The following is an 18205-nucleotide window of genomic DNA, read 5'->3' on the forward strand; positions in this document are numbered from 1 at the left end:
CCGGTGGCCGGGGTCGGCGCCACCGGACCGCTGCGCACCGCTCTCAGCGTCGGCCCTGACCCACCCGTATGTCCATGTTCCAGGCATTGCTCCGGCCGTTCGGTCCGGTCTTGCAGACCGTGTCGTAGCAGCGCCAGAACCAGATGCCGGTCGTGCGGCGGCGCAGTTCGATGCTCGTGCCGCCGCAGCGGGCACACGTCGGCGGGCGGGTGAACAACTCGGCGTGCTCGTGCTCCAGCAGCTTGCGGGCGAAGTGGCCGCCCCGCATCGTCACCATGACCTCGCGGGTCCACGACTGGGACAGGGCGTTGAGGCTGCCCAGCATCACCGTCTGCTCGTCGATCACCGCGATCTTCTGGTGCATCACATTGACGGGGACGACGGTGTCGACGACGGCCCGGAGGTCGGCGATGAGGTTCTGGTTGTCCGGGCGAGCCTGGAGCTGGTCCGTGTCGTCGCGGACGAACACGGTCACGCGCACGCCACGCCCCGTCGCCTCGCGCAGCAGCGGCAGGATCCCGCGCACCCGGTTCGCGACCCAGGGTGCCCACAGCCAGATCGAGGTGCGGGACTTGCCGATCTCCTCCTCGAAGGTGCTGAAGAAGGTCAGTTCGTCGTCGAGGCCCGTCACTTCGACGTGCCGGGCAAGGACGTCGGCGAGTGCGGCTCCGAAACCGCCGAGATCCCGGGCCTTCTCGTGCGGCGGCGTGATCAGATGGCTGGCCCGCAGCCGCCGTACGCCGGGCGTGCCGACCAGAGCGGCCAGATGGGTGAAGGCCCGGCCGTTCCGCGCGCTCCGGATCCGCTCCCAGCCGCCGAGCACGTACAGACGGGTCTGGACGTGGGTGGCCGCCACGTTGAACAGACGCACACCGTCCCGCGCCCAGTCGGACGCGTCCGGTTCCCGGTGCGCCCGGGACATCCACAGCTCGCGTTCGCCGGAACCCTCGACCGTGTCGAAGACGACGACGGGGAACTCCCGGCCCTGGAAACGGTGCGCCGTGCCCACTTCGGCCAGCTGGCCGCCCCCCGCTCTCCACGTCCCGCAGAGCCCCAAGCGTCGCGTCCGCCTGGGTACCGTACGGTGTGACGACGCCCGTCTCCTCTCCCCTCTCGCGGTGGTAGTCCACGAGGGCCCTGGCGATCAGTGTCCCGGTCGGCCACCAGCCGCTTCTGCGGCCGGTCAGGTGAGGTCTCGCCAGCTCGTGCAGTCCGTCGGTGTCGACGAGAACGATCTCCGGATCGTCGGACGGTCTCGGCGCCGCGGTCTGTTTGCCGCCCCGTAACGATCCACCGTAGGCGAGGGAGTTGGCCAGCCGCATGACAGCGGGGCCAAAGCGGTGCTGCTCGATCAAGGTGACGCAGGCCGCGTGCCGGTGGGCGTCCGCCGGCTCCCGGATGCCGCAGTGCTCGAAGACGTCCGGGAGCAGCCAGCGCTTGACGTCCGGGCGGTCAAGGTCTTTCAGCTTCTCCTCGACGACCGGCCCGAGCTGCATGAAGTCGCCGAGCAGCACGGCGGTCCGGGACGCCTTCGCCGTCGGGAGGATCACCTCCGGCAACGTCGCGGCGCCCGCCTCGTCGACCAGGACCATGTCGTACGGGCCCTCGAAGACCGCCTTGTTGGTCCGGAACCGAGCAAGTGTGGTGGCGACCAGCCGGGCGCCCTTGATGATCTCGCCCTGGGCATTGCGGGCGAGGCGTTCGTACTTCTCCTGGACCTGCTGGAACTGTGCCTCCAGAGCGGCACGGCGGGCGGTGTCGGCGGCCACCTGGGGGCGCAGCCGCTCGGCGCGAGCATGGCGGGCCGGCCAGTCCTGCCGCGCGGCGAGTCCGGTGAGTTCCGCGGCGTCGAGGGCCCGGACGACGGCCCGTGCCAGCTCGGTGACCTCGTCACGGCGGGCCGCAAGGGCGGCAAGGGCCGACCTGCGGCCCGACTGTGCCGAGGCGAGCGCCCGCTCCAGGGCCGTGAGCTGCAGCCACAGATACGCATCCGGAAGGTCCGCGAATTCGGCGACCTTGAGGGTGAGCAGGGAGCCGTTCTGCACCGTCTCCGAGACGACGAACCCCTTCGTCTCGATGTTGTCCGATTCCGCTCCGGCGAGTCGCAGGGCGTCCAACTGGTCCGGTCCGATGTCCGAACCACGCAGGTCCACCGCGTACCAGCCCGCGTCCTTGGTGCGGACCGCGCGCCCCACCCGCTGCCAGCGCGGCTGCCTGCCCGAGCCACCCGTGATCGTGATCAGCTCGCCCAGAGCCGTGGCGATCTCCTCGCGCCACCTAACCCGCGTCGCCCCCGTTCCGCGTCGTCCCGGGAGCTCTCACGTGTGCCCGGGCGGATCCCGTGGGGACCTTACCCACCGGGTACCTGCGACGATTCCGTGGACGTCATGCCGTATGGCGAATTCCGGCCGTGGGCGCCGCCGCCGAACGCAGGGGTGTCTGGAGCGGCGGCAACGGAGGCGCCGGGCCGCGGCGCCTGGGTCGGGCCGGACGGCGCCGCGGCAGTGGCGGGCGCCTCCGCGAGAGTGGCGGACGGCCGCGTTCTCGTATCCGCTGCGCGCCCGACGCGCCCCGCCCGTGCCGGCTGCGTCCACGGACCCACGCGCCCCCATGCCGGCTGCATCCCGTGCTGGACGCGTTCCCCTGCCGGACGTCGCCGTCACCCGGTCGCACCATGCGCGGATTGCATCCGGGCGTGTGGCCAGCACGGTAGAGGTATGGAGGGCGCGGTGCGGGGCACCGGCCGACGGGGCGAGGACAGGGACGGTACCCGTGGCGGACGAGGCGGCAGGGACGGCGGCCGGGGACGAGGCGACGGCGCGTGCGGCGCCGACCTGTCTGGTGACCGGTGCGAGTGGTTACATCGGCGGCCGGCTGGTGCCCGAGCTGCTGGCCGCCGGCCACCGGGTGCGCTGCCTGGTGCGCACTCCGGACAAGCTGCGCGACCACCCGTGGGCGGGCCGGGTGGAGATCGTCCAGGGCGACGTCACCGACGCGGAGTCGGTGGCGCGGGCCATGGACGGCGTGCACGTCGCCTACTACCTGGTGCATGCGCTCGGCACCGGCCGCGACTTCGAGCGGACCGACCGCGACGCGGCCCGCGTCTTCGGTGAACAGGCCCGCCGGGCCGCCGTCCGCCGCCTGGTCTACCTCGGCGGTCTCACCCCACAGGGCGTGCCCGAGTCACGGCTCTCCCCGCATCTGCGCTCCCGCGCCGAGGTCGGCCGGGTCCTGCTGGATTCGGGTGTGCCGACCGCCCACCTGCGTGCCGCCGTCATCATCGGCTCCGGGTCGGCCAGCTTCGAGATGCTGCGCTATCTCACCGAGCGGCTGCCGGCGATGGTCACCCCGCGCTGGGTGCACACCCGTATCCAGCCGATCGCCGTACGGGACGTCCTGCGCGTCCTGGTGGGCTGCGCCGGGCTGCCCGCCGAGGTCAGCCGTGCCTTCGACATCGGCGGCCCGGAAGTGCTCACCTACCTGGAGATGATGCAGCGGTACGCCGCCGTCGCCGGCCTGCCCCGGCGGCTCATCGTGCCGGTGCCCGTGCTCACGCCCGGTCTGTCCAGCCACTGGGTCGGACTGGTCACCCCGGTACCGGCCTCGGTCGCCCGTCCGCTCGCGGAGTCCCTGCGCCACGAAGTCGTCTGCGGGGAGCGGGACATCGAGCGGTACCTGCCCAGCCCGCCTGGTCATCCTCTCGGTTTCGACCGGGCCGTCGACCTGGCGCTGCGCCGCGTCCGGGAGGCGCAGGTCGTCACCCGCTGGTCCTCGGCGTCCGTGCCGGGTGCCCCCAGCGATCCGCTGCCCACCGACCCGGACTGGGCCGGCGGCAGCCTCTACACCGACCTGCGGGAACGCGACACGGACGGGGCGCCGGAGGCGCTGTGGGAGGTGATCGAGGGCATCGGCGGGGAAAACGGCTGGTACTCCTTCCCTTCTGCCTGGGTCGTGCGCGGCCTGCTCGACCGGTTCGTCGGCGGTGTGGGCCTGCGCCGGGGGCGCCGGGACGCGCGGCGGCTGCGGGTGGGGGACTCGCTGGACTTCTGGCGGGTCGAGGAGATCGAACGCGGGCGGCTGCTGCGGCTGCGCGCCGAGATGCGGCTGCCGGGCCTGGCCTGGCTGGAAATGCGGGTGGACGACACCGGCGCCGGGCCCGTGCGGTACCGGCAGCGGGCGCTGTTCCATCCACGCGGGCTGCTGGGCCACCTGTACTGGTGGAGCGTCTCGCCCTTTCACGCGGTTGTCTTCGGCGGCATGGCCCGGGGCATCGTCCGGGCCGCCGCCCGCGCACAGCAGGGGCACCCGCACACCCCCGCGGCGGGCGCGGCCGGCCCACGTACCGCATCCGGATCCGCCGCGCTGCCGGAAGACAGTGCGGACAGTGAACACCGCGCTGTCCGCACCGACCGCCGACCACCGGAAAGAAGCTGACCGCCATGCACGTCTCGGTCGTCCTGTTCACCTCCGACCTGCGCCTGCACGATCATCCGCCGCTGCGTGCGGCGCTGGAGGCGGCCGACGCGGTGGTCCCGCTGTTCGTGCGCGACCGCGCGGTGGAGGCGGCCGGGTTCGTCACTCCCAACCGCAGCGCCTTCCTCGCCGACTGTCTCGCCGACCTGGACGCCTCACTGCGCGAGCGCGGCGGGCGGCTCGTGGTGCGCTCCGGAGACCTGGTGGAGCAGGTCTGCCGCGCGGTGGCCGAGGCGGACGCCGACGAGGTGCACATGGCGGCGGCGCACAGCGCTTTCGCCACCCGCCGGGAGGAGCGGCTGCGGCGGGCCCTGGAGTCCGACGGCCGCCGTCTGTTCGTCCATGACGCGGTCACCGTCGCCGTTCCGCCGGGCGAGGTGACCCCCTCGTCCTCCGACCACTTCGCCGTCTTCACGCCGTACTACCGGCAGTGGGCGCGGTTTCGCCTGCGCACTGCCGTGACCGCCCCGCGCCGCGTGCCCGTGCCCGACCAGGTGACGAGCGAGCCGCTGCCCGCGCGCGCCGACGTCACCGGTGTCTCGCCCGCCCTGCCGCCCGGAGGGGAGAGCGAGGGCCGCAGGCGAATGGCCGCCTACTGGCGGCACGGTCTGGACACCTACGAGGACCTGCGCGACGACCTGGCCGCGGACGCCACCTCCCGGCTCTCCGCCCACCTGCACTTCGGCACCCTGTCGCCGGTGCAGCTCGTCCACGGGGCCCGCCGCCGGGGCGGGGCGGGCGCGGAGGCGCTGGTGCGGCAGCTGGCCTGGCGCGACTTCCACCGCCAGGTCCTCGCCGCCCGACCGCAGAGCGCCCACGCCGACTACCGCACCAAACGCGACCGCTGGCGCACCGAGCGCACGGCGAGGGACGACATCGAGGCGTGGCGGGAGGGCCGCACCGGCTACCCGGTGATCGACGCGGCGATGCGGCAACTGCGCCACGAGGGCTGGATGCACAACCGCGCCCGCCTGCTGACCGCGAGCTTCCTCGCCAAGACCCTCTACGTCGACTGGCGGATCGGCGCCGCCCACTTCCTGCACTGGCTGGTCGACGGCGACATCGCCAACAACCAGCTCAACTGGCAGTGGACGGCCGGCACCGGCACCGACACCCGGCCCAACCGGGTCCTGAACCCGGTCATCCAGGCCAAGATCTACGACCGCGACGGCACGTACGTCCGCCGGTGGGTGCCCGAACTGAAGGGCGTCGACGCGCCGGCCGTGCACGAGCCGTGGAGGCTGCCCGGTGAGAGCCGCGCCGCACTCGACTACCCCGACCCGATCGTGGACCTGTCCGAAGGACGGGAAAGGTTCAGCCGGGCCCGCGACCGGCAGGAATGACCAGGACCGACCGGCAGTGCCCGGCCTGCCCATGCCGGTGCCGTAGCACTCGGCGAGCGCCGTCCGCACCGTGCGCGCTCCCGTCCGACGGCTGGGCAGGCGGGTGCGGAGGCGGCTGCATCCTGCCCGTGTCCGCCGACACCCCGGGCTCAGCTTGGCATGTGACGTCAATGCCAAGCCGGCCACGGACGAGGACCGTCTGCGGCTGTTGCTGTCAGTTCTCCCGGATGAAGCAGTCCGAGACGTAGCCCTCCACGCCGGTTCTGTTGTTGTGGATGTACGTCCAGTGGTCCTTGACCTGGCCGTCGGGGCACCGCACCTCGTCGGCGCCCGTGCTCTGGCCCCCCATCCAGGTGTATCCGTCGCCCGGATTTCCGTGTCCCCGGACTGATGAGTCGAGCTTGTAGCCGCTGTGGATCTTGACCCCGGTGGCGGTGAAGTCGCCCCGCGGAGGGTCCGCCGCGATCGCAGCTCCCGGCGCGGACAGAACGCTCAGCAAGGTCAGTGCCCCCACGGCGGTCCGGACGACCGTGAAACGCGCAATGTTCATGGTGCTGCCTCTTTCTTGAGCGGGGGTGTCACAGCCGCCGCAGCGAGGAGTAACTGTCTTCCCAGGTCATGTGGCTGAGCGCGATGGGTTCGGGTCCGTCTCCCCACGACAGTTACATCACCCACAGTATCTTCCGAGTACTGTCCGTTACAGGCGTATCGGATGGGCCCGGAAGCACGCTCCCTCCCCGCAGTGCACTCCGCGCCCCCTGCGTAACTTCGCGCGCCACCGGACCTGAGCTCCCGGCACCGGCAGGCGTTCCTGAGCAGATTCGACCGGGAGCACACGTTCCGCATGATCAAGCAGACCCCCGGCTGGACCCGCAGACCCACGCTTGGAAGGTAGGACAAGCTCAGCGTGCCGGTGACGCGTGCCGTGCACCGTTGTCGTCGCCGTACGGGCGGCTCAGGGTCGCCACGGCGTCCCGCAGGCCGGTGCACCGCGGAAAGCCCGCGGAGGCCCGCCGGTCCCAGCCCGGCCCGGCGGGCAGGACGAGGGGCCGCCCGCGTGCGCCTGCCGTTCCCCACTCCAGACCGGCGACGTGCCGGGCCAGCGGCACCGACGCCGTCGAGCGGGCCTGCGCCCACAGCACGACCGCGGCCGGTCCGGTACGCCGTACGCACGCCAGCAGCGCTTCCGCGGGCACCGCCGCGCCCAGCGTCCGGGTCGGCACGCCGCGTTCGCCCAGCGCGGCGGTCAGCGCCTCCAGAGCGAGGGAGTGCTGCTCGCCGGGCGCGCAGGCCAGCACCACGGGCGGGGCCTTGGCGGTCGGCACCGCACTCGGCAGCAGCAGTGGCGCGCTGCGCAGGGCGGAGGAGATGTGCCAGGACAGCAGGTGCTCGACCTCGACGTACCGGTCACCGGAGGACTCCCATTTGCGGCCGACCGCGCGCAGCGTCGGCACCATCACCTCCTCCCACGCCACCGTCAGACCGTGCCGCCGGACGGCGTCCAGCAGCCGGTGTGTCAGTTCCGGCGCGTCCAGCCGGACCGCGGCCCGGGCCAGGCCCCGGCACTCCTGCCGTACGTCCCCGAGCGGGAGCCCGCCGCCCGGGCCGCCGGGGCGGGCGGACCCTTCTCCGGCGGCCGGCCCGGTGTCCGGCTCCGCGGCAGGGGGACCGGCCGGGACTTCGTCCGGCGCCGCCGGGTCGTGCGGGGCGAACCGCAGCAGGGCCACCCGTGCCGCCTCGGCCGGCGGGGCGCCCGCGGCCGTGAGCCGGCACATCTCCTCCGCCATCGCGATGTCCCTGGGCACCCAGCGCCGATGACCGCCCTGCGAGCGTCCCGCGGGGCCGAGCCCGTAACGGCGGTCCCAGGAACGCAGGGTGGTCGGTGAGACGCCGAGCCTGCGGGCGAGTGCGCCCGTCGGCACGCCGACCGTCGAGGCCGGGTCCGCTCGGCCGGTGCCGGCCTCGGGATGGGCACTGTCCTCGGCGGTGTGGGGTTCGTCGTTCATGGCTGTCGTGGTCCTCGGCGTCCTCGTGCCGCTGCGATGCCGGACGCGGCATCGGATGGGAGACGGGGATCGGATGAGAGATTCGCTGCGATATCGATGCGAGTTGTCCCATCTTGCTCCGGTGCGCAGTCTGGTGCAAGGCGGGGCCGGTGGCCGACCGGACCGCCACGGACGGCCCGGGAGGCTCGCGATGGACCGGCTTACGACGCCCCACGGCGGTACGGCGGCCCGTCCCGACCACGGGCGTGCCGACCACGAGCGTGCCGACCACGGGCGTCCCGCCGAGACGCCTGCCGTCGAGACGGCGTCCGTCGTGACGCCTGCCGCCGTCACGACCTCCGTAGAGACGTGCGGCCCCGGTGCCGACTGGGCGGAACTGCACCGCCAGTGGTCCGGTTTCGTCCACGCGTTCGCCCGGCGGGCGTTGGGGGACGTACGGGACGCCGAGGACGTGACCCAGCAGGTGTTCGTCGCCGCCTGGCGCGGCCGTGACGGCTACCGAGCCGACCGCGGAGCGTTCCCCGCCTGGCTCACCGGCATCACCCGGCGCAAGGTGGCCGATGCCCTCGCCGCCCGCTCGCGGCGCGTCGAGCTGACCGTACGGGCGGCCGAACGGCTTGCGACGAGCCCGCGTCCGGAGTCCGACCCGGAGGCGGCGCTCGACCGCGTGGTCGTCGCCGCGGCTCTGGCCCGGCTCTCGGCTCCCCAAAGGCGTGTCCTGCGGCTGGCCTTCTACCAGGACCTCACCCAGACGCAGATCGCACAGGTCACCGGCTGGCCGCTGGGCACGGTCAAGAGCCACACCCGGCGCGGTCTGGAGCAACTGCGCCGCAGTTTGCGGGACGACCGGGTGCTCGCCGCGTGAGCCCCGTGAGTTCCTGAGCCGCGTGAGCCATGTGAGAACCGCACGAGCCGCGTGAGCCATGTGAACCGTTCTAGCCGCATGATCCGCATGATCCGCATGCTCCACATGAGCCGGATGAACGCCTGGTGGAGAAAGCGATGCACGGTCGATGCGTCATGCGCTCTGTCTGTCTGTCTATCTGTCTGCGCGCCCACGTGCCCACCTACCCGCCCGCGACACGGCCGCGCTCCGTATGCGGCCGTCGGCCGGCCGGCGTTCTCAGACCGGCAGCAGCCCGTTCGTCGCGTACCGGGTGTCGAGGCTGAAGTCCTGGTGGTGGACGGGCCGGATCGAGTGGAGCCGGACGCGGGTGACCGAGGGGAGATGCCCCGGGGCGGTGGCGAGCACGATGACCGAGCCGGGGTGGAGGCCGGCCGCCGTGTAGGAGCCGTCGGCCGTGGTGGTGGTGCGCAGGATTCCGCGCCCGTGTTCCGTGGTGACGGTGATCGTCGCACCGGCCAGCGGCAGGCCGCTCCGATCGGTGGCGCGGCCGGTGAGGGTGCACAGCGGCATCTCCATGGTGGGGTCGTCGACCGGCGCGGCCGGCGGCAGGGCCCGCGCGTTCTCCGCCGGTGTCCGGGCCAGTTCCTTCACCCAGCCGAGCAGGATGAGCAGGGCCCCGAGCGCGATCCACGCGGACAGTGCCAGGGTGGGCCGCAGCAGGTTCTCGCGGTGGAAGTACCCGATGTCGCGCACCGCGTCCACCACGTTGCCCATCGGCAGCACCGGATGCAGGAATCTGAAGAACGCGGGCACCATGTCGGTCGGCACGGTCCCCCCGCTGCTGGGCATCCCCAGCATCATGAAGAGGACGACCGCGACGGCCGGGAAGAACCGCCCGAAGAACGCGACGAGACCGAACGAGGTCAGCGTGACCGCCTCGGCCATCAGGCAGAGGTAGAGCAGTATCAGCGGGTTCTTCGGCACGGCGTGGTAGCCGTAGGCCGGGACGAGGTAGCTGACCGCGGCGATGACCAGCGCGCCGCAGACGTACGTCAGCACCTGTTTGCGGCGGCTGAAGCCGGCCCGCTGCAGGGAGACGACCATGAAGTAGCAGGGCAGTGTGCAGGCCAGCGCGAGGTAGAGGCCGGTGGTGCCGGAGGCGTCGTCGGGGAGGGTCGGCACCAGTTCGTGGACCTGCAACTGCGGTGCGGCCTTGGGGTGCTGGGCGGCGGTGGCCGCGCCGACGGCGTTCTCCAGGACGGTTTCGAGCGAGGCGCCGTCGGCCTTCGCGAGGTAGAGCTGCGGGTGGTGGGCGTCGGGCTGCCACGCGGCGACCGTGTCCTGGTGGAGGACCGCGCCCCGGGCCGCGCGCACGCTGTCCACCGGGCGCAGGTCGAAGGCGCCGGGCGCGGTCCGGTCGAACTCGGCCTGGAGGGTGGAGGCGGTGTGCGCGGGTGCGGCCACCGCGATGCGGACGCCGTGCGGTGTGGCGTGGTGGAAGGCCGGCAGGTAACAGAAGATCAGGCCGGCGAGGAAGACGGCCGGCAGCCAGAGGTTCCCCGCCAGTGCGCGAACGGTCGCGCCCACCTGTGTCTGCTCCTGCTGCAACGTGGCCCTGTCCATGTCCGCGAGCCTAGCAAATCTTGCATTCGTGCAAACATGCACTCCTGCAGTTATGCATCGTGGCAGATAGGCTGCGTTCGACGACAAGGCCGAGAGCGCGTGCAGAGGGCGGAGGACGATGGTGTCGGGCGAGCGGGAGCCGGGGCTCCGCGAGCGGAAGAAGGCCCGCACCCGGGCCGAGTTGCGTCACGCGGCGGTCGCCCTGGCCCTCGAACACGGCCCCTCCGCCGTCACCGTGCCCGAGATCTGCGCGGCGGCCGGAGTCTCGCCGCGCACCTTCTTCAACTACTTTGACAGCAAGGAGGAGCCGCTTTTCGCCTGGGACTCCTGGCTCAGCCGCGAGGCCACCGCCCGCCTGGCCCGGCGTCCGGCGGACGAGGACACCTTGACCGCCCTGCGCAACGCCATGCAGGAGACCCTCCCGGGCGTCGGTACCTCCGGCGACTGGCCCGCGCGCAGAAAGCTGCTGACCACCCACCCGGAGCTGGTCGGCCGCCTGGCCCAGAACCTGCACCACATGGAGGACCTGCTCGCCGGGGCGCTCGCCGAACGCCTGTCCGTTCCGCCCAGCAGCCTCTACCCCCAGCTGGCCGCCGGTGCCGCGGTGAGCGCCCTGCGCGCCTCCTTCGTCGCCTGGGACCCCGACACCGGCCAGTCCGGCCTGGCCGCCCTCCTCGACCGGTCCTTCGACCTCTTCACCGCGGGGCTGCTCGACGGCGGCGGTCAGGGGACCGGACGGAGGAACCGACGGGAACCCGAAAAAATCTCGGACGGCGATGTCGAGATCCCGTGATCGGCTCCGTCCCTGTGACGAGCGCGACCACAATGGGGGCGCACCAGATCGAGGAGAACCACGATGGCCAAGTACTTGCTGCTCAAGCACTACCGCGGCGCTCCGGCTTCGGCGAACGACGTGCCGATGAGCCAGTGGACGCCCGAGGAGATCACGGCGCACATCCGGTACATGCAGGACCTCGCGGTCCGGCTGGAGGGGACCGGCGAGCTCGTCGGCGCCGAGGCGGTCGCCCCCGAGGGGACCTGGGTCCAGTACGGCGGTGAGGGGCGCCCGCCGGTCACCGACGGACCGTTCGCCGAGACCAAGGACCTCATCGCCGGCTGGATGGTGGTCGACGTCGACAGCCACGAGCGGGCTCTCGAACTGGCCGGGGAATTGTCGGCGGCCCCCGGGGCGGGCGGGAAGCCGCTCCACGAGTGGATCGAGGTGCGCTCCTTCCTGGCCGCACCGCCCGTGGTGACGGAGTGACCTCTGCAATGGACGAGGCACTGCTCCGCAGCCTCATCCCGAGCGTGCTCGGGATCCTCGTCCGCCGCGGAGCCGACTTCGCGGCGGCCGAGGATGCCGTGCAGGACGCGCTGACCGAGGCGCTCCGCGTCTGGCCGAGCGGGACTTCCCCGAACTCCGCGAGCGGGTCGGACGCCGTGCGGGACATGAAGGGCTGGCTGGTCACCGTGGCCTGGCGGCGCTTCCTCGATGCGAGCCGGGCGGACGCCGCCCGGCGTCGGCGTGAGGACCTCGTCGACGAGGAGCCACCGCCCGGGCCGGTTCCGGCCGTGGACGACACGCTCCAGCTCTACTTCCTGTGCGCCCATCCGTCGCTGACGCCGTCGTCGGCGGTCGCGCTCACGCTGCGCGCCGTCGGCGGGCTGACCACCCGCCAGATCGCCCGCGCCTACCTGGTGCCCGAGGCCACCATGGCGCAGCGGATCAGCCGGGCCAAGCGCATGGTCTCCGGCGTGGGGTTCGACCAGCCCGGCGATGTCGCCACCGTGCTGCGCGTCCTCTACCTCGTCTTCAACGAGGGCTACTCCGGCGACATCGACCTCGCCGCCGAGGCCATCCGGCTCACCCGGCAGCTCGCGGCCATGACCGACCACCCCGAGGTGGCGGCGCTGCTCGCCCTCATGCTGCTCCACTACGCCCGGCGTGAGGCCCGGACCGAGCCCGACGGCAGCATCGTGCCGCTCGCCGAGCAGGACCGCAGCCGGTGGGACACCGAGATGATCGCCGAGGGCGTCAGGATCCTGCAGGCGGCCCTCGCCCGCGACCAACTGGGCGAGTACCAGGCCCAGGCCGCCCTCGCGGCACTCCACGCCGACGCGCAGAGCGCCGAGGAGACCGACTGGGTGCAGATCGTCGAGTGGTACGACGAACTCGCCCGTCTCACCGACAGCCCGGTCGTCCGGCTCAACCGCGCGGTCGCCGTCGGCGAGGCCGACGGACCGCGCGCCGGACTGGCGGCGCTCACCGAGCTGGACGCCACGCTGCCCCGCTACGCCGCGGTGGCCGCGTACCTCCACGAGCGCGACGGAGACCCGGCGACGGCGGCCCAGTTGTACGTGGAGGCGGCCGGGAAGGCGGCCAACCCGGCCGAGCGCAACCACCTGACCCGCCAGGCCGCCCGGCTCAACACGCGCCGCCGTCGCTGACGGCACCGGGCCCCGTTACCGCCGGGCGGTCACGGGCGTCGGGGGCCGGCCGGCGTGCCCGTGCCGTGTGTCGAGCACACCTGGAACAGGCGCGGCTGCACGTCGGTGGCGATCTTCGCTGCCTCGTCCATGTGGACGCGGGCCTCGGGGTTGGCGAGCATCGCGCGGTAGTGCTCCTCGGACTCCCACTGGGCGTAGTTGAGGACGCGCAGGCCGTCCTTGGAGGCGTGGAAGTTGGCGCAGATGAAGCCGGGCTGATGCTTCATCGTCTCCTCGGTGGCGCGGGCGAGCAGGGTGACGAGTTCGTCCTGCCGGTCGGGCGGCACGGTGAAGACATTGATGAGCGTCGCCACCGGGCGGGTGCTGTCGATCTGTGCGGTAACGGTCATGCATCTTCTCCTCCCCTTACGGAGGACGGGCGGGACGCCTCCGGGTCCGCTTTCCCCCGATCGGATCCAGAGCGGCGGCGTCGAGTACAGCGCCTTTGTCTGCATCGTCGCCCTCGCCCCCATCACCGCCATCACCACCGTCGTTCCCGGCCGGCCCTTGGCCGGTTTCTTTCGGGGCGGGCTGACGTGCCGACGGGCCGCAGCCGCGCCCGCCCTCGTTCCCGCGTATGCAGGCGCGGTCCGCGTCAGTCGCGAGCCGGGGTATGCACCGGCTGTTCCGCCGGAGGTGTCACGGGCGGGTGCTGGGCGGGCTTGTCACCTTCGAAGTCGATGTCGAAGTCGGCGCCGGGCAGGACGCGGTCGATCCAGGCGGGCAGCGACCACGCCCGCTTGCCGAGCAGGGCGAGCGCGGCGGGCACGATCGTCATACGGACGACGAAGGCGTCGAAGGCGACGGCTGCCGCGAGTCCGAAGCCAAGCGACTTCAGCATGGCGTCGTCGGCCCCGATGAAGCCGGCGAAGACAGAGATCATGATGAGGGCGGCGACGGTGACGACGGTGGCGCTGTGCCTGAAGCCGGTCCGGACGGCGGCAAGGGCGTCGGCGCCATGGACGTACGCCTCCCGCATGCGGGTGACCAGGAACACCTGGTAGTCCATGGCCAGGCCGAAGACGATGCCGACCATCAGGACGGGCATCAGGCTCATGACGGGGCCGGTCTGCCGCAGCCCGAAGAGGTCCTTCAGCCAGCCCCACTGGAAGACCACGACGGTCGCCCCGAGCGAGGCCAGTACCGAGAGCAGAAAACCGAGGGCGGCCTGCACGGGGACCAGGACCGAGCGGAACACCAGCATCAGGACGAGGACCGCCAGGCCGACGACGAGCGCCAGATACGGCGCGATGGCATCGCCGAACTTGGCGGAGATGTCGATGTCGACGGCCGTCGCTCCGGTCACCAGGGAGCGGGCACCCGTCTCCGCCCTGACGCGGTCGGCGCGGGAACGGATCTCACCGACGAGCTTCTTGGCGGCGTCGCTGGTCGGTGCGGTCCTGGCGACGACGGTGATGACGGCGGTGTCGCCCGCCGGGTCGAAGGCGGCCGGGCTGACGGCGGCGACATCGGGCAGGCCGGTGAGGGAGACGCTCAACTGCTCGGCGCCGGCCCGTGCGACGCCGGGGTCGTGGTGGTCGACGGTCACCACCAGGGGGCCGTTGAAGCCGGGGCCGAAGGACTGCGACAGCAGGTCGTAAGCCCTGCGCTGGGTGGAGGAGGCGGGCTTCGAACCGTCGGCGGGCAGCCCCAGCGAGAGCTTCGTGGCGGGCACGGCGATCACCCCGAGCCCGACCACCGCCAGGAGCAGGACCTTTGCCGGCTTGCGCAGGATGTGGGAGATCCACCGCTCGGAGAGCCGGGCACGGCCGGTCCGCGCCCCGTCGTACCCGGTGCCGGACCGCTCGCGGGCGGCCCCGCCGAGGACACGTTCGCCGGCGAAGCCCAGCAGCGCGGGGATCAGCGTGACGGCGACGAGGACGGCGACGACCACCGCACCGGCGGCGGCCAGCCCCATCTTGGTCAGCAGGGGCAGGTCCACCACCGCCAGGCCCACGAGGGCGATCACCACGGTGAGGCCGGCGAAGACGACGGCCGATCCCGAGGTGCCGTTGGCACGGCCGGCGGCTTCCGCGGGGGCATGGCCGGCCGCCCGTTCGGCGCGGTAGCGGGAGACGATGAACAGGGCGTAGTCGATGCCAACGGCGAGGCCCAGCATCGTGGCCAGGGACGAGGTGTTGTTGTCGAGCTTGAGCGGCCCGCTGAGCGTCGTGACGAGGGTCATGGTCGTGGCCACACCGACCAGAGCCGTCAGGAGGGGGAGGCCGGCGGTGACCAGCGAGCCGAAGGTCATGAAGAGGATGACGGCGGCCAGGGCGAAGCCGACGGTCTCGGCCGTACGCCCCTCTTCCGGCCCGAGCAGCGCGCTGCCGGACGCCTCGACCGTCAGGCCGTGGTCACGGCCGTACTCCATTGCCTCGTCGAGGCCGGTGTGGTCACGGTCGGTCAGGTCCGTGGCCTGGACGGTGTAGGTGACCTGCGCGTAGGCGGCGGTGCCGTCAGCGCTGACCGTCCGTGCCGTGAAGGGGTCGCTGACCTGCGCGATGTGTCCGGAGGATCTCTTCACCTCCGCCAGGGCCGCGTCGAGCGCCTTCTTGTTCGCGGCGCTGCCGATCTTCTCCCCGCCGGGTGCTCGTACGACGATACGGGCGGTGGCGTGCTGGACGCCCATGGCCGGGAACTTCTTCGCCAGCAGGTCATTGGCCTGCTGTGCTTCCGTGCCGGGCAGGGTGATGGTCGAGTTCCGGGGGCCCGAGCCGCTTGCGGCAGCGGCGCCCATGAGGCCCAGGGCGAGCGCCCACAGGAGGACGACCAGCCGACGCCGCTGGAAGGCGGCCCGGCCGATCCGGTACAGGAAGGTGGCCATGAGGGTGCGACAACTCTCTGTCTGTCGAAGCTCTGTCCGTGCTCGGTCGGTCGGTCGATTCGGGCGGGCGGCGCACGGCTACCGCGGTCCGGGCGTCAGACCGTCGACCACGGAGGTGACTCCGCCGTCGACGAGGAGGCCGGTGACGGTCCCGGTTCCCTTCCCAGTCCCGCTCCCGGTTCCGGTGCGGAAGCCGCCGCCGGGCCGAGCGGGAACCCGGCGGCGGATCCGGGCGTGGGAGCGTCGGGCCCGCACCGGCTGATCCGGTGACCGGCGCCCTCCAGTCGGACCCTCCCACGCGCGGCACCTCGCCGCCGTGGTCGGCGCGCGGGAGGCGGCGTCCGGCGCCGAACCTGCCGCCGGACGGGGGACCGGCCCGTGCCGCCCGCTCCGACGACGTCCGGAACATCGCGGTTCACGCGACCGCTGCTTCGTGGCGGTGAGCGCCCGGCGCGGCAAGGCACAGCGTGGGAAGGCAAGGCGCGGTGCGGGTGCGGGTGCGGACAGAGGTGAGCCGCTGGTCACCGGTCATGGTGCTGCGGCGGCTGGAAGTCGCAGGTGGGAGGGCGACACGGCGTCGGAGTATTTCTTCGCATGCTTGTGTGAGCCCTGTACGCGCCCCCTTCTGTGCGGAGAAACTGCGCCGTGTCGGCGGACAGCGGTCGATCGCCTGTTCGGCCAGCTCCCAACTCGCCCCGGAAGGCAGGTCGTCTGCGGTGCTGCTGCGGTTTCCCACATCCGTGTCCGAAGCCCAGGAATGCCTGGCGGAGGAGTCCGTCCCGATCGGCGGAGCGACGCTGGTGTGGGCCACCTGGCAACGCGACGGCTTCCCTCAACACGCCATGTCACTGAGGGACTTGCCGGAAGCCAATGTCGTCGGGCACGAGCTGCTGGGCGGCGCCGTCGTGCTGAACCGGATCGACGAGCGGCTGCCCGACGTGCTGCGCCTGGCCGCCGCCACGATCGGCACCGGCGCCGTACGCCGCACCGCCACGGTCGGCGGCAACATCGTCGGCAGCGCCCTGCGGTGCCTGCTGCCCGCGGCCCTCGTCCTGGACGCCCGCGCCCGGATCCTGGAAGCCGACGGCGTCCACGAGACCGACCTCGCCGAGGTCACGGCCAAACGCCCGCTGCTGCTCAGCCTGCACTGGCGCGCACCGGTCGCCAGCGCGTACCGCAAGCTGCCGGGTGCGCCGGGCGGCCCGCCGCCGCTGGTCGTCGCCTCGGCACTGCACGCCGACCCCGCCCCCGACGCCGGTGGCGGCAGGCTGCTCCGGGTCGCCGTCCGTGACGGTTACGACGTGCTCGTCGGCAGCGCGGAGTGCGCCGCCGACACCGACACGGCGGAGGTGCTGCACGTCCTGAGGAGGCAGCACTTCGGCGACCTCCCGGCCGACGCCCGGACGGCGATCGGCGACCAGGTCTCCGGCCTCCTGAGCCACCCGGCCGACTGAGCCCGCGTCGCCGCTCAGCCGCTCAACTCGCCATTTTTCACTGCCGTGATGAAGGCGGACCAGCTGTTGTTGGGGATGATGAGGGCTGGGAGGTGAGGGGTCTTGCTGTCGCGAACGGGGACGAGGGTCGCGTGGGCGTCGGAGATCTCGACGCACTCGCCGCCGTCAGAGTTGCTGTAGGAACTCTTGCGCCAGCCAGCGGCATTCAGGTCTATGCCTCGCAAGGTGTTTCCTCCAAGAGGTCCAGGATGAACTTCCGCGATTCGGTCGGTGACAGAGCCAGATCACGCATCGCATCGTACTTGCGCTGCAATCGCTCGACCGGTCCGTCCGCCTCGATGAGTTCGCCACGATGTGCGTTTTCCGTGTACGCCACCGTAAGCCCGCCGGGTAGCCGCAGGAACATCAACGTAGTGCTGTCCAAGCCATGCATGCCGGTGCTCAGCGGGAGCACCTGCATCGTCACCTTCGGTCGCTCGGCCACCTGCATCACGTACTCCAACTGCTCCCGCCAGTCTCCCGCGTCCCGCAATGGAGTGCGCAGCACCGCCTCCGACAGGATCGTCCGGAACGGTGGCGCGTCCTTCCCCTCCAGCAGTTCGCGCCGCCCCATCCGAGCCTCAACTTGCTGCTCAAGTTCTTGTCCCTCCAGCCCGCCCGCCGCCAGTACCTCTCGCGCGTAGCCCGGTGTCTGCAACAACCCCGGCAGTACGCTCACCGCGAAGTGCCACAGGCTCACCGCCTCGGCCTCCAACGCCATGTACCGCCGATACCGCTCCCGGAACTGCGTATGGTCCCCCGCGGCCAGTTCCCACAGGGCCAAGAGCAGGCCCGGGGTTCCGTAGTGCTGGTCGAGGGCCTGGGCGACCTCGGGGCTGCCCAGGGTTTCGCCCTTCTCCATCTTGCCGAACAGGGACCAGTCCCAGCCGAGCCGTTCGCCGAGTTGCCGCAGGCTCATCCCGCCGGCCGCCCGGAGGGTGCGCAGTTCTTCCGCGAACCGTTGGCGTGGTTCCTGGCTGCGTCCGGTGATGGCGCGTCGTTGCGGCATACCGCGTCCTCCGGGATGTGCGTTCGGCCCTGTGGAAGATGTGGCACCTGCTCCGTACGACCGGGAAAGAGAGCCCGGCCACGGCGTGAGCCGGTCC

General features: G+C 72.1%; 15 protein-coding genes and 1 pseudogene. 7 read left to right on the plus strand and 9 right to left on the minus strand.

Going from position 1 to position 18205, the window contains the following annotated elements; genetic code table 11:
- Nucleotides 1-43: 43 nt before the first annotated feature.
- Together ACFYPJ_RS15600 and ACFYPJ_RS15605 are read right to left on the minus strand one after the other, a co-directional pair.
- Nucleotides 44-1009: a phospholipase D-like domain-containing protein gene (locus ACFYPJ_RS15600; protein WP_389016217.1), complete on the minus strand. Its 966-nt coding sequence runs from the start codon at nucleotides 1007-1009 to the stop codon at nucleotides 44-46.
- A gap of 526 nt (nucleotides 1010-1535) precedes the next feature.
- Nucleotides 1536-2195, minus strand: a pseudogene (locus tag ACFYPJ_RS15605) (AAA domain-containing protein); the annotation flags it as partial.
- 577 nt (nucleotides 2196-2772) lie between these two features.
- Here ACFYPJ_RS15605 and ACFYPJ_RS15610 point away from each other — a divergent pair.
- Together ACFYPJ_RS15610 and ACFYPJ_RS15615 are read left to right on the plus strand one after the other, a co-directional pair.
- On the plus strand, nucleotides 2773-4434 hold the full coding sequence (locus tag ACFYPJ_RS15610; RefSeq protein WP_389016220.1) for an SDR family oxidoreductase: 1662 nt from the start codon (nucleotides 2773-2775) through the stop codon (nucleotides 4432-4434).
- A gap of 5 nt (nucleotides 4435-4439) precedes the next feature.
- Nucleotides 4440-5816: a cryptochrome/photolyase family protein gene (locus ACFYPJ_RS15615; RefSeq protein ID WP_389016222.1), complete on the plus strand. Its 1377-nt coding sequence runs from the start codon at nucleotides 4440-4442 to the stop codon at nucleotides 5814-5816.
- Between the two features lie 214 nt (nucleotides 5817-6030).
- On the opposite strand, the gene ACFYPJ_RS15620 is transcribed toward ACFYPJ_RS15615, so the two are convergent.
- Together ACFYPJ_RS15620 and ACFYPJ_RS15625 are read right to left on the minus strand one after the other, a co-directional pair.
- Entirely contained in the window at nucleotides 6031-6366 is a 336-nt protein-coding gene (locus ACFYPJ_RS15620; protein WP_389016225.1) for a hypothetical protein, read from the minus strand.
- A 352-nt stretch (nucleotides 6367-6718) separates the two neighbouring features.
- Nucleotides 6719-7822, minus strand: a complete 1104-nt coding sequence (locus ACFYPJ_RS15625) for a MerR family DNA-binding transcriptional regulator (protein ID WP_389016228.1) — start codon at nucleotides 7820-7822, stop codon at nucleotides 6719-6721.
- Nucleotides 7823-8012: 190 nt separating this feature from the next.
- Here ACFYPJ_RS15625 and ACFYPJ_RS15630 point away from each other — a divergent pair, with 190 nt between their 5' ends.
- A complete protein-coding gene (locus ACFYPJ_RS15630; RefSeq protein ID WP_389016231.1) occupies nucleotides 8013-8687 on the plus strand; it encodes an RNA polymerase sigma factor in 675 nt (224 codons plus the stop codon).
- A 258-nt stretch (nucleotides 8688-8945) separates the two neighbouring features.
- On the opposite strand, the gene ACFYPJ_RS15635 is transcribed toward ACFYPJ_RS15630, so the two are convergent.
- Complete coding sequence (locus ACFYPJ_RS15635; protein ID WP_389016234.1) at nucleotides 8946-10292, minus strand: carboxypeptidase regulatory-like domain-containing protein; 1347 nt, start codon at nucleotides 10290-10292, stop codon at nucleotides 8946-8948.
- A gap of 118 nt (nucleotides 10293-10410) precedes the next feature.
- Between ACFYPJ_RS15635 and ACFYPJ_RS15640 the strand changes: the two genes are divergently transcribed.
- The 3 genes from ACFYPJ_RS15640 to ACFYPJ_RS15650 all read left to right on the plus strand — a co-directional run bounded on the left by ACFYPJ_RS15640 (nucleotide 10411) and on the right by ACFYPJ_RS15650 (nucleotide 12740).
- Nucleotides 10411-11085 carry a TetR/AcrR family transcriptional regulator gene (locus tag ACFYPJ_RS15640; RefSeq protein WP_389016237.1) on the plus strand — a complete coding sequence of 225 codons (675 nt, stop codon included), beginning with the start codon at nucleotides 10411-10413 and terminating at the stop codon, nucleotides 11083-11085.
- A 63-nt stretch (nucleotides 11086-11148) separates the two neighbouring features.
- Complete coding sequence (locus tag ACFYPJ_RS15645) at nucleotides 11149-11556, plus strand: YciI family protein (protein WP_389016240.1); 408 nt, start codon at nucleotides 11149-11151, stop codon at nucleotides 11554-11556.
- An 8-nt stretch (nucleotides 11557-11564) separates the two neighbouring features.
- Nucleotides 11565-12740 (plus strand): RNA polymerase sigma factor, encoded by a 1176-nt coding sequence (locus tag ACFYPJ_RS15650; RefSeq protein WP_389016242.1) that lies wholly within the window; start codon nucleotides 11565-11567, stop codon nucleotides 12738-12740.
- Nucleotides 12741-12769: 29 nt separating this feature from the next.
- On the opposite strand, the gene ACFYPJ_RS15655 is transcribed toward ACFYPJ_RS15650, so the two are convergent.
- Both ACFYPJ_RS15655 and ACFYPJ_RS15660 read right to left on the minus strand, forming a co-directional pair.
- Nucleotides 12770-13129 carry an antibiotic biosynthesis monooxygenase family protein gene (locus ACFYPJ_RS15655; protein WP_389016245.1) on the minus strand — a complete coding sequence of 120 codons (360 nt, stop codon included), beginning with the start codon at nucleotides 13127-13129 and terminating at the stop codon, nucleotides 12770-12772.
- Nucleotides 13130-13374: 245 nt separating this feature from the next.
- A complete protein-coding gene (locus tag ACFYPJ_RS15660; RefSeq protein ID WP_389016247.1) occupies nucleotides 13375-15606 on the minus strand; it encodes an MMPL family transporter in 2232 nt (743 codons plus the stop codon).
- Between the two features lie 716 nt (nucleotides 15607-16322).
- Here ACFYPJ_RS15660 and ACFYPJ_RS15665 point away from each other — a divergent pair.
- On the plus strand, nucleotides 16323-17060 hold the full coding sequence (locus tag ACFYPJ_RS15665) for an FAD binding domain-containing protein (protein ID WP_389016774.1): 738 nt from the start codon (nucleotides 16323-16325) through the stop codon (nucleotides 17058-17060).
- A 14-nt stretch (nucleotides 17061-17074) separates the two neighbouring features.
- Here ACFYPJ_RS15665 and ACFYPJ_RS15670 read toward each other — a convergent pair whose 3' ends face one another.
- Both ACFYPJ_RS15670 and ACFYPJ_RS15675 read right to left on the minus strand, forming a co-directional pair.
- Complete coding sequence (locus tag ACFYPJ_RS15670; RefSeq protein ID WP_389016250.1) at nucleotides 17075-17284, minus strand: DUF397 domain-containing protein; 210 nt, start codon at nucleotides 17282-17284, stop codon at nucleotides 17075-17077.
- Entirely contained in the window at nucleotides 17272-18108 is an 837-nt protein-coding gene (locus ACFYPJ_RS15675) for a helix-turn-helix domain-containing protein (RefSeq protein ID WP_389016253.1), read from the minus strand. Before ACFYPJ_RS15675 ends, ACFYPJ_RS15670 begins: the two co-directional genes overlap by 13 nt.
- Nucleotides 18109-18205: the final 97 nt, after the last annotated feature.

This window comes from Streptomyces sp. NPDC006012, from assembly GCF_042871185.1.
Lineage (GTDB): Bacteria > Actinomycetota > Actinomycetes > Streptomycetales > Streptomycetaceae > Streptomyces.